Here is an 11791-nt window from a genome sequence, read left to right as displayed (position 1 = left end):
CAGCTAACACATCTGTGACTGCCCCCACCGCTATCGGGGGCAAGCCCCCCCACACATTTGGACCGCATGCCAAATGATTAGACCGGTTGTAGTTTTTGCTCGAACACCGAGACGCCATCCAGGTCGCGCAATATCACCGTCAACTCTGTCGTCTGCCCATCGATATTCACCTCGCCAAAAAACTGAAACCCGGCAAACGGCGAGGTGTTCTGCGCCGGCGGCGCCTTCTCGAAGACCACCTCTGGCCCAAAGGTTTTATCCAGCGGATTAGGCCCGAAACTCCCCGCATTCAGCGGCCCGGCAACGAACTCCCAGAACGGCTCAAAATCCTGGAACGCCGCCCGATCCGGGTGGTAGTGATGCGCTGCGCAGTAGTGCACATCCGCCGTCAGCCATACGTGGTTACGCACCTTCTGCGCACGCAGGAATGCCAACAGTTCGGCGATTTCCAGCTCGCGCCCTTGCGCCGAGCCGGGGTCGCCATTGGCGATCGCTTCCCAGCGCGGCACGCCGGGGCTGACTTCACCGTCAGGCACACCCAGGCCAATCGGCATGTCGGCGGCGATCACTTTCCATTGCGCCTTCGAGGCCTTGAGTTCGCGCTTGAGCCAGTCCAGTTGCTCACGACCGAGGAAGGGCTTGGCGCCGCCCAGATTGTCATCGTTGCCGCCGCGATAGCTGCGCATATCCAGCACAAACACATCCAGCAGCGGGCCGTAGCTGAGCTTGCGATAAATCCGCCCGCCGCCGTCTGCGCTTTGGCGGCGCATCGGTGAATATTCGAGCCAGGCCTGGCGCGCACGACCCACCAGCGTGTTGATGTCCTTGGTCTGGTAACGCTCGTCGAGCTGCTTGCTGGGCGACCAGTTGTTCACCACCTCATGGTCGTCCCACTGCCAGATCTGCGGCACTTCGGCATTGAAGCGGCGCACGTTTTCGTCCAGCAGGTTGTAGCGGTAATTGCCGCGATACTCATCGAGGGTTTCGGCGACTTTGCTCTTGGCTTCGGTGGTGATATTGCGCCAGATGCGCCCGCCTTCAGTCGCCAGTTGCGCCGGCACCGGGCCGTCGGCGTAGATGGTGTCGCCGCTGTGGATAAAAAAGTCCGGCAGGCGCAGGCGCATGGCCTCGTAGATGCGCATGCCGCCGATGTCCGGGTTGATGCCGAAGCCTTGGCCGACGGTGTCGCCGCTCCACACAAAGCGAATGTCACGACGCTGCTGCGGCACGCTGCGCAGGTGGCCGAACCACGGCTCACTGGCGATGCCGGTCTGGGCGTCTTCGAAGTGCACACGGTAGAAAACCGCCTGGTCGGCGGGCAGCCCGGTGAGTTCGACGCGGGCGGTGAAGTCGCTACGGTTGTCGGCCAAAGGCGAGACGAATCGGCGTGGGTTGCTGAACACGCTGCGGGTGTCCCACTCCACCACCATCCGCGCCGGGCGGTCGCTGCGGCTCCAGATCATGGCGCGATCGCCGAGCAGGTCGCCGGACTGCACGCCGTCGGTGAGTTGCGGCCGGTCCTTGACCGAAGCAATCACCGCCGGCGCCAGGCCCGGCAGCAAAAGGCCGGCGCCGACGACTTGCATCACACGGCGACGGCCCAGATCGAAATGGCTCATGCAGGTGCCCTCTTGAGTATCAAAAGGGCCACTTAAGCACGCGCTTATGACACCGGTGCGACAGCCAGCTCCACGGTTTCGGGACGCTTGATCACGGCATATACCAGACCGGTCAACAGGCTACCGGCGACGATGGCCAACAGGTACAACAGCGCGTGGTTGATCGCACCCGGAATCACCAGCACGAACAGCCCGCCATGGGGCGCGGCGAGTTTGCAGCCGAAGTACATGGACAGGGCGCCCGTCAACGCGCCACCGGCGATAGCGGCCGGGATCACCCGCAGTGGGTCTTTGGCCGCGAACGGGATCGCGCCTTCAGAGATAAAGCACAGGCCGAGGATCATCGCCGCCTTGCCGGCTTCGCGCTCGGTCTGGGCAAATTTGCGCCGCGCCAGGAACGTTGCGATGCCCATGCCAATCGGCGGCACCATGCCCGCGGCCATGGTCGCAGCCATCGGCGCGCCGCTGGACGCGGCCAGCAAACCCACCGAAAACGCATAGGCCGCCTTGTTGATAGGCCCGCCCAGATCCACACACATCATGCCGCCCAGCAGGATGCCGAGCAGCACCGCGTTGGTGGTGCCCATGGTGCTGAGGAAGTCGGTCAGGCTGGTCAGCATGCGCGCGACAGGCGGGCCGACCAGGTAGATCATCGCCAGGCCGGTAATCAGGCTGGCCAGCAACGGGATGATCAGGATTGGCTTGAGCGCCTCCATGCTTTGCGGCAATTGCACGGCGCGGGTGATCAGTTTGACGCAGTAGCCCGCCAGGAAACCGGCCAGGATGCCGCCGATAAAACCCGCCCCCAAGGTGCCGGCCAACAGGCCGCCGATCATGCCCGGCGCAATGCCTGGGCGGTCGGCAATCGAGTACGCGATGTAACCTGCCAGCAGCGGCACCATCAACATAAAGGCGCTGTTGCCGACGGTTTTCAGCGCGGCCGCCAAGGTGCCTTCCTGTTCGAACGCGTGAATGCCGAAGGCAAACGACAAAGCAATCAACAACCCGCCCGCCACCACCATCGGTAACATGAACGACACGCCGGTGAGCAAGTGTTTGTACACGCCGGTTTTTTCTTTCTTGGCCACCGTCGCGGTGCCTGTGCCTTCAACGGCGCCTTCGGCCAAGGCCTTGTTGAGGGTCGCTTCGGATTGCTTGAGGGCAATGCCGGTGCCGCAACGGTAGATCTTCTTGCCGGCGAAGCGCTCGGTGGCGACTTCAATGTCTGCCGCGAGCAACACCACGTCGGCGTTGGCGATGGCCTCCGGGCTCAATGGCGTACGTGCGCCAACTGAACCTTGAGTCTCGACCTGCAAGTCATACCCCAGGCGCTTGGCCGTCTGCTGCAAGGCTTCGGCGGCCATGAAGGTATGGGCCACGCCCGTGGGGCACGCGGTCACCGCGACGATACGCGGGGCCTGTTTCGACACCGCTGGCGCTTGGCTGGCGACCTGCACCTCGGCCTCTTCAGCGCCACGGCGCAACACTGCTTCGACATCCGCCAGCGCTTGGGCCGGGGTGCTCTGGAACACGCGCTTGCCGACAAAGCGTTGCATATCCACCGGGGTGCTGCTGACCAGCAACACCCATTCGGCGGCGTCGATTGTCGCTTGGGACAGTGCGCGTTCCGGATGCTGCACGTCGACGACTTCGACGCTGGTGCTCCAACCTTGGCGTTGCGCGGCGGCGTCCAGCAGGCGGGCGCACAGCACACTGGTGACCATGCCGTTCGGGCAGGCAGTAACAATGGCTAACTTCATCACAAACCCTCTTATTGTTCTGTCAGCGGGCGCACAACAACGCCGCTTTCGAGGTGCGCCAACTGCGCGTCATCGCTGATGCCAAAACCGATCTGCGTCACCGCCATCGCGGCAATCGCGGTGGCGCGGCGCAAGGTCTGCTCGGGCGCTTCGCCGCTGAGCAGACCGTGGAGCATGCCGGCCAGCAGCGAATCGCCGGCGCCGACGGTGCTGGCCACGGTGACCTTGGGCGGCGTCGCATGCAGGGTCACGCCCGAGCTGTACCAGCTCACGCCTGCGGCGCCGTCGGAGACCACCACATGTTCCACACCCTGTTGATGCAGTTGGCTGACGGCATCCGTGGCATTCGCCAGGGCGTCGGCCAGCTCTTCGGTGTTGGGTTTGACCAACCACGGGCCCGCCTGTAATCCGGCACGCAACGCTTCGCCGCTGGTGTCCAGGGCGACTTTCAAACCGAGCTTCTTCAGTTGCACCAACAAATCCTGCAACCACTGCGGGCTGACGCCACGGGGCAAGCTGCCAGCGACCACCACCGCGTCATGCCCGGGGGCGATCTGCGTGAGTTGATCGAGGAGCGCCTGTTGCGCCTGTTCACTGACCCACGGCCCCGGCGCATTGATGTCGGTGACCCGGCCGTCCTGCTCGGCAATCTTGATATTGCTGCGGGTCTCGCCAGGCACGCGGATAAACGCGTCGGCAAAACCACGGCGCATGATCAGCGCCTCAAATGCCTGAGGATTGCCCTCCCCCAGAAATCCGCCAACGGTCACCTGATGCCCAAGATCCGCCAACACCTGCGCCACATTCACGCCCTTGCCGGCGGCATGGGTGAGCATGGCGTCGCTGCGGTTGACTTCACCCGGTTCCAGGCGCGCCAGGCGCACCGTAAGGTCCAACGCCGGGTTGAGCGTCAGGCTTAGAATCCTTGCCATTTACACGGCCTCCACTAGGGCACGCACTTCGGCGGGAGACCCCACCGCCAGTGCCTTTTGCGCCAGGCCCTGGGCCTCGCTCAGACTGAATTCACGCACCCGCGCCTTCACTTCGGGAATGCTGCGGGCCGACACGCTCAGCTCATCAACGCCCAGGCCGATCAGCACCGGCACGGCCAACGGGTCCGCAGCCAGCTCGCCGCACACGCCGACCCATTTGCCATGGGCATGGGCGGCGCGCACGGTGATGTCGATCAGTTGCAACACCGCCGGGTGCAGGCCATCGGCCTGGGCCGACAGGGTCGGGTGGCCACGGTCGATGGCCAGGGTGTACTGGGTCAGGTCGTTGGTGCCGACACTGAAGAAGTCCACCTCCTTGGCCAGCACCGGCGCGAGCAGTGCCGCCGACGGCACTTCGATCATGATGCCCAGTTGCAAGTCCGCCACCGGGATCTCCAGGCGCAGGCGCTCGGTCATGTCGCGGGCTGCGCGCCATTCATCGACGCTGCCGACCATGGGAAACATGATGCGCAGCGGGCGGTTATCCGCCGAGCGCAACAGGGCGCGCAATTGCGCTTCCATGATCTGCGGGCGTTGCAGGGTGAGGCGAATGCCGCGCACACCGAGGAAAGGGTTTTCTTCCTCGGCAATCGGCCAGTAAGGCAACGGTTTGTCGCCGCCCACGTCGAGGGTGCGCACCACCAGCGGGCGCCCGTCGAGGCCGTCGAGGACGCGGCGGTATTCGGCTTCCTGGGTGGCTTCGTCCGGCGCTTGCGGGTGGGCCATGAAAATCAGCTCGGTACGCAGCAGGCCAATGCCTTCGGCGCCCTGCTCGACCGCTTTGGCGACACCCGCGCTCTCGCCGATGTTGGCAAACACTTCCACGGCGTGGCCGTCACGGGTGACCGCCGGTTCATGGCGCTGGGCCGAAGCGGCTTGCAGGCGCTGTTCGCGGGTGTCGCGCTCGACGGTGGCGCGTTGCAAGGTGGCGGCGTCGGCGTCCACATGCAGGCGACCGCGCTGGCCATCGAGCAACAATGGCGTGCCGGAGGCCAGCAGCAACACGGCCGGACCGGCACCGACCAACGCGGGGATGCCCAGGGCACGGGCGACGATAGCGCTGTGGGCCGTGGCGCCACCACGGGCGGTGAGGATGCCGGCGACGCGGGCCGGGTCCAGGCGGGCAACATCGGACGGGCCGACTTCATCCATCACCAGAATGTAGGGCTCGTTTGGCTCCTGGGCGGTTTCGACGCCGCACAGTTGGGCCAGCACCCGCCGACCAATGTCTCGCAGGTCGGCGGCGCGCTCGGCGAGCAGAGCATCCTGCAAAGACTCCTGCTGCCTGGCGGCGGCTTCGATCACGCTCATCCACGCGGCTTCGGCGCTTTCGCCTTGTTTGAGGCGGGTGTCGACTTCGTCGGTCAGTTCCGGGTCGTCGAGCATTTCCTGGTGGGTGATGAAAATCTCGCGAATCGCCTTGGCTTGGCTGCGCTCGATCAGGCCCTGGATATCGCGGCGTACTTCACCGAGTGCCTCTTGCAGGCGCTGGCGCTCAATGGCCGAGGATTCGCCGCGCAACGGGTAATCGAAGACTTGCTGGATCTGCACGTGCGCAGGGCCAATGGCAATGCCCGGCGCGGCGGCGATGGCCTGGACCTGGCTGCCGGCCAGCGGTGCGCTGAGCGCGGGCTCGGCCTCAACGATGGCAGGCTGGGCGCTCGCGGTCGGCAGCGGCTCGACCTCTTCTCCCAGGCCCTCTTGCACCGCCGCCAACAGCGCGGGCAGCGCATCACCGGCAATGCTCGGCTCGGCGACAAATTCCAGCACTTGACCGCGACGGGCGCCCAGGCTCAGCAACTTGCTCAGGCTCTTGACCGACACCGCGCCCACAGGACCGTCGACGATGCGTACACGGATGTCACCTTCAAAACTTTTTGCCAGTTGCGCGAGGATCTTCGCCGGTCGCGCATGCAGCCCGTGGGCGTTGGCCAGGGTAATGCGTGCGCTCGGCCAATCCGGCGGCAGTTCACCGCCCAGCACTTCGAGTACCGCACGGCTACTGGTGGCACGGCCCAATTCCTGGCCGCGGCCTTCGATCAATAAGGCGCACAGGCGCTCAAGCAACGCCTGATGGGCTTCGCCCAGGCTGGCCAGGCAGAACAGGCCGTTAAGCGGCTGGCCGAGGTAGCGCATGGGTTTATCCGGCGTGACAAACGCCAGGCCGGGACGCTTGACCGTCTGTTCGCTGTGCAACCACCACAGGCCATCGCCCAGCGGGAGCGCGTCGACCTGCTGCAATACAGCGGCGAAACCATTGCTCACACAATCGGCCTGGCGCAGCAGGCGTGCGCCTCGCCAGACCAGCTCTTCAAAGTCATCGGCGGACACGCCCAGGCTGATCATCTGCGCATCCAGCGCCAGCTCCTGCGGCGCGCCTTGCAGCAGTTTGAGCAACGCTTCGGCGCTGCCGGCACGGCGCAGTGCCTGGCCCAGGTCGGTTTCACCGAGGGCGCGGGTGAGCAGTTGCAGCAGGCGCAGGTGTTCATCGGATTTGGCGGCAATGCCGATGGCCAGGTACACGATCTGACCGTCGCCCCAGTCCACCCCTTCGGGGAACTGCAACAGGCGCACGCCGGTGGAAAATACCTGGTCGCGGGTTTCGGGAGTGCCGTGGGGGATGGCAATACCCTGGCCGAGAAAAGTCGAGCCTTGGGCTTCACGGGCTTGCAAGCCGCTGAGATACCCTTCGGCGACCAGGCCATCGACCACCAGTTTGTCAGCGAGCAGGTGCAAGGCAGCAGACTTATCCACAGCCACTTGGCCCATGGATATCTGCTCTACGGTGAGCTCAAGCATGCCGTTCTCCTAGTTAGTGCAAGGGGTGCACTAGGTATTGTTTTGAATAATTCAGTGTAAATGTGTTCAGAATTTACTGACTGAGCGGTCAATTGGCAGTAGCCACTCAGTAGCGAACGTCGTAAAAATACGCTGGCTGAAACGTTTAATCTAGAATTTAAGGCAGATTACGCGTTAATTGTGCATCCTTGAAGGACCACTCGGCACTTGAGCCAGGACATGGGTCGTACCCAGGAATCGGTTACGATTGGAAAAAATGTCGGGGCAAGCTCCAAAAAACAAGGAAATCCCGGTTTGAAACTCAGTGATATCGCACGTCTGGCCGGTGTGTCCGTGACCACCGCCAGCTACGTCATCAATGGCAAGGCCGAACAGCAACGCATCAGCAGCGCCACCGTCGAGCGGGTGCGTGCCGTGGTCCAAGCCCATGGCTTTACCCCCAACCCACAGGCCGCCGGGCTGCGCAGTCGGCACACGCGCACCTTGGGCTTTATCCTGCCCGACCTGGAAAACCCCAGTTACGCACGAATCGCCAAGCTATTGGAACAGGGCGCCCGTGCGCGCGGTTATCAGTTGCTGATTGCCAGTTCCGACGATGAGGCGGACAGCGAGCGCCAATTGCTGCAACTGTTCCGTGCACGGCGGTGCGATGCGTTGTTCGTGGCCAGTTGCCTGCCCGCCAGCGATCACAGTTACCGCGAGCTGCAAGCCAAGGGCTTGCCGGTGATCGCCATCGACAGGGTGATGGAGCCCGAGCAGTTCTGCTCCGTGGTCAGCGACGACCGCCAGGCGTGCCAGCAACTGACCAGCAGCCTGTTGCAGCCGCTGCCCAAGCAGATCGTGCTGATCGGCGCGCGGCCCGAGTTGAGCATCAGCCAGGAGCGTGCCGCCGGTTTCCGTGAAGCGCTGCAAGGCTTCACGGGTGAAGTGATCGTCGAACACGGCGAATCCTTCAGCCGTGATTGCGGCCGACAGTTGATGGAGCAACTTCTGCAACAACTGGGGCATTTGCCTGACGCACTGGTGACCACGTCCTACGTGCTGTTGCAGGGTGTGTTTGACGCGCTGCATGACTTCCCGCTCAAGTCGCGCCCGCTACGCCTGGGCACCTTTGGTGACACGCAGTTGCTGGATTTCCTGCCGCTGCCGGTCAACGCCATGGCCCAGCAACATCAACTGATTGCCGACACCGCCTTGCGCCTGGCCCTGGCCGCGATTGAAGAAGAACAGTACCAGCCGGGCGTGCACGCCATCGGCCGGACCTTCAAACAGCGAATCCACGAGGCCTGAACGTGGATCTGATCGACACCCACACCCACCTGGACTTTGCGGACTTCGACAGCGATCGCGCGCAAGTCCTCGCGCACAGCCGCTCACTCGGGGTGCGGCGCATGGTGGTGTTGGGGGTCTATCAGCAGAATTGGCAGCGCTTGTGGGATCTGGTGCAGGCAGATGAAGGTTTGTTCGCGGCCTTCGGCCTGCACCCGGTGTACCTGGATGACCATCGCCCCGCCGACCTCACGGAACTGGGCGACTGGCTGAGCCGCCTGCACGGCCATCGGCAACTGTGCGCGGTGGGCGAGATCGGCCTGGATTACTTCCTCGAACACCTGGACCGCGAACGCCAGCAACGCCTGTTCGAAGCGCAGCTCAAACTGGCCGTGGACTTCCAGCTGCCGGCCCTGCTGCACGTACGCCGCAGCCACGCCGCCGTGATCGCGACCCTCAAGCGTATCCGCCTGCCACGGGGCGGCATCATCCACGCGTTTGCCGGCAGCAGGGAAGAAGCCCGCGAGTACATCAAGCTGGGCTTCAAACTTGGCCTGGGCGGCGCCGCCACGTGGCCCCAGGCGCTGCGCATGCACAAGGTGCTCACGCAACTGCCGCTGGATGCGGTGGTACTGGAAACCGACGCACCCGACATGGCACCGGCCATGTACCCCGGCCAGCGCAACAGCCCTGAGCACCTGCCGGCGATCTGCACCGCCCTGGCCGAGCGCATGGGCACCAGCCCGCTATTGCTGGCCGAGGCGAGCACACGCAATGCGTGCGAGCTGTTCAATTGGTAGCACAGGTGTCACCGCTTGCAGATTCAGGGTCATGCGTTGCCGATGCCGGGCGTAGCGCAACACCAAAAAGTGCACCAACAGCACCACCAGTGACACGTTGAGCTGCCCGATCACGCTGATCAGCCCCACCCATTCCGTCACCAACGCCACGATCAGTACCATGCTGGTCAACACCGCCATGCTCGGGCGGACCAGCGCCCAGTGGTCCAGCGCCTTGAAGTGGCGCAATTGCCGGGGGCAGTTCAGCTCCAACACCCGCTGACAGTAAGGGCAGTCGAAGGGCTCTTCGATAGCGATGGCGTTGAGCTGCCAAGGCTTGAGTTCAAACGTGATATCGCAATGGGCGCAGTGCCCTTTGATGCCGACGGCAGTGGTCATCGTCATGCCTCCCCTGGATCATGAATGAGTGAAATAAATTCTCACTCATTCCCGCGAGCAAAAAAGGCACCCAGGGAAATCCAGACAGGCACTACATCCACAAGAGACTAATCCTACCCCGCCGCCCTACACACGAAACGCGCCGATCAATTGCTTCAGCTCGATCACCTGCACTGAAAGCTGCCGGCTCGCCGCCTCGGTCTGATGTGCGCCTTGGGCCGCATGTTCGCCGGCCCGGTTGATTTCGACGATGTTCTGGTCGATATCGTGGGCGACGGCGGTCTGCTGCTCCACAGCGGCAGCAATCTGCTGGTTCTGGTCGACGATCATGCCGACGGCACCGAGGATATTTTCCAGCGCCTGCTGGACCTTTTCCGATTCGCCCACGGTGCCGCTGGCCATTTCATGGCTGGTACCCATGGCCTTCACGGCTGCGCCGACACCGGCGTGCAGACGGCTGATCATTTGTTCGATTTCTTCAGTGGAATGCTGGGTCCGCCGGGCCAGGGTGCGCACCTCATCGGCCACCACCGCAAAACCACGCCCCTGCTCACCGGCCCGGGCGGCCTCAATCGCCGCATTGAGCGCCAGCAGGTTGGTTTGCTCGGCGATGCTTTTGATCACTTCCAACACACTGCTGATGGCCTGGCTGTCGCTGGCCAATTGGTTGATCACCCGTACCGACGCATCGATCTCCGAAGCCAGCCGCGCAATACTGCCCTGCTGGGATTGCACCAGGCCACGGCCATTGACGGTTTCGTCGTTGACGCTGTGCGCACTGCTGACCGCTGCCGCCGCACTGCGCGCCACTTCCTGGGCGGTGGCCGACATCTGGTTCATGGCCGTGGCGACCTGTTCGATTTGCATGCGCTGGCCAGAGACCGCCTCATTGCTGCGGGCCGACACCGTTTCCACTTGACCGGCCTGGAGTTCGACCTGGCTGACGGTGTGCCCGACGCGTTCGATCAAGTCATGGATTTTCGCCACAGTGCCGTTGAACACCTGGCCGAGATCGCCCAACTCGTCACGGCTCTGGGCGACAAACGTGACGGTCATGTCGCCGGCCGCCACCTTGTCCATCATCGCCCCCAGGCGGCGCAGGGTGGTGCGCGTCGAGGCGTAGAAGCCGGCGTACAGGTAGAAGATCAGCAGAAACACCGCCGTCAGCGCCGAGACCAGTACCACCATGTGCGTGCGATTCTGCGCCAGGCGCTGCTCCAGTTGCTGCCCGAGGAACATCAGGGTGGCGTCATCGAGCTGATAGGTCTGGGCCATCAATTGGCTGACGCTGTCGTAGAAAGCCTGCCAGGGTGCGTCGAGTGTTTCAGCCATCACCACTTGCTCTTCAAACAGCTCGCTGCCTTGCTTGAGGCTGGCGTTACTGGCCTTCGCCAGCCCCTCCAGGGCGGCGTGGGCGGCTGTGCTGGAGCCGAGGGCATCGTGCAATTTCAAGCCGTATTCGGCTTGGAGTTTTTCCAGCTGTTGCAGCAGCTCGTCAAAACGCGTGCTGGAGGAGGAATTGAGGAAGCCCTGGCCCAGGGAATAAGCGCCCATCGCCCGACCTTCTCCCAAGACTTGGGTGACTTGGGGCGTGACACTGGTGATCAGTTCGCTGAGTTGGCGTAAATCGCTCTGAGAGTCGCGGCTCAAGCCGGATTGGCTGGCGATGATCTGGCTGAGTATCTGCGCCTTGTTGAGCAACTTGCCGATCAGCGCACTTTTGCTCAGCAACGAGGTTTCCTGTTGCTGGGTCTTGAAGGCCGCGATCAACTCGTCGCGCTTGCCTTCAAACACGGTGATTTGCTCAGGCTCGGTGGCCATCGGGTTGAGGCCCTGCAGACGGGCGAGCACGCTCTGCTCCAAGCTGCCAATCCTGGCCTCAAGGTCTGCGGCCTTAGCGGACTGACCAAGGGTTGCATTGATCTGCACTTGGTTATTCAGGGTTTCCAGATCACGGCGCAAGGCCAGGCTACTACCAAGCAGATCGAGGCTTTGCAGTTCGACACGGGTGCCCTGGAATTCGCGCCAGGAATCACGCACCAGATAATAGTTGGTCGCCAGCATCGGCAGCAGGAACAACACGCTGATCAGGCTGAACTTCATGCCGAAGCTCAGGCGATTCATCAGCGCGATGGCGGGATAGAGCAAGCTCTTCACAGGTGAACTCCCTTTTA

The 11791-nt window shown here is 63.3% G+C and carries 8 protein-coding genes; 2 read left to right on the top strand and 6 right to left on the bottom strand.

The annotated features are described in order from the left end of the window. Positions 1 to 77: 77 nt before the first annotated feature. Genes EJD88_RS15245 through ptsP form a run of 4 tightly spaced genes read right to left on the bottom strand, consistent with a single transcriptional unit; the run spans position 78 to position 7170 of the window. Positions 78 to 1619, bottom strand: a complete 1542-nt coding sequence (locus EJD88_RS15245; RefSeq protein WP_158878392.1) for an alkaline phosphatase — start codon at positions 1617 to 1619, stop codon at positions 78 to 80. A 44-nt stretch (positions 1620 to 1663) separates the two neighbouring features. Next, complete coding sequence (locus EJD88_RS15240; RefSeq protein WP_158878391.1) at positions 1664 to 3379, bottom strand: PTS fructose-like transporter subunit IIB; 1716 nt, start codon at positions 3377 to 3379, stop codon at positions 1664 to 1666. Between the two features lie 11 nt (positions 3380 to 3390). Further along, positions 3391 to 4311 (bottom strand): 1-phosphofructokinase, encoded by a 921-nt coding sequence (pfkB, locus tag EJD88_RS15235; RefSeq protein WP_158878390.1) that lies wholly within the window; start codon positions 4309 to 4311, stop codon positions 3391 to 3393. Next, positions 4312 to 7170, bottom strand: a complete 2859-nt coding sequence (ptsP, locus tag EJD88_RS15230) for a phosphoenolpyruvate--protein phosphotransferase (RefSeq protein WP_158878389.1) — start codon at positions 7168 to 7170, stop codon at positions 4312 to 4314. A 294-nt stretch (positions 7171 to 7464) separates the two neighbouring features. On the opposite strand from ptsP, the gene cra reads away from it, so the two are divergent. Further along, positions 7465 to 8460, top strand: coding sequence for a catabolite repressor/activator (gene cra / locus EJD88_RS15225; RefSeq protein WP_158878388.1), 996 nt, complete (start codon positions 7465 to 7467; stop codon positions 8458 to 8460). 2 nt (positions 8461 to 8462) lie between these two features. After that, positions 8463 to 9239: a TatD family hydrolase gene (locus EJD88_RS15220; RefSeq protein WP_158878387.1), complete on the top strand. Its 777-nt coding sequence runs from the start codon at positions 8463 to 8465 to the stop codon at positions 9237 to 9239. On the opposite strand, the gene EJD88_RS15215 is transcribed toward EJD88_RS15220, so the two are convergent. After that, entirely contained in the window at positions 9186 to 9617 is a 432-nt protein-coding gene (locus EJD88_RS15215; RefSeq protein ID WP_158878386.1) for a hypothetical protein, read from the bottom strand. The genes EJD88_RS15220 and EJD88_RS15215 overlap by 54 nt on opposite strands. A gap of 126 nt (positions 9618 to 9743) precedes the next feature. After that, positions 9744 to 11774 carry a methyl-accepting chemotaxis protein gene (locus EJD88_RS15210; protein WP_158878385.1) on the bottom strand — a complete coding sequence of 677 codons (2031 nt, stop codon included), beginning with the start codon at positions 11772 to 11774 and terminating at the stop codon, positions 9744 to 9746. Between the last annotated feature and the right edge of the window lie 17 nt (positions 11775 to 11791).

It is taken from the genome of Pseudomonas sp. PB105 (assembly GCF_009764655.1).
Taxonomy (GTDB): domain Bacteria; phylum Pseudomonadota; class Gammaproteobacteria; order Pseudomonadales; family Pseudomonadaceae; genus Aquipseudomonas; species Aquipseudomonas cyclaminis.
The sequence above is the reverse complement of the archived record's forward strand: the minus strand, read 5'-3'. Positions and strand labels throughout refer to the sequence as shown.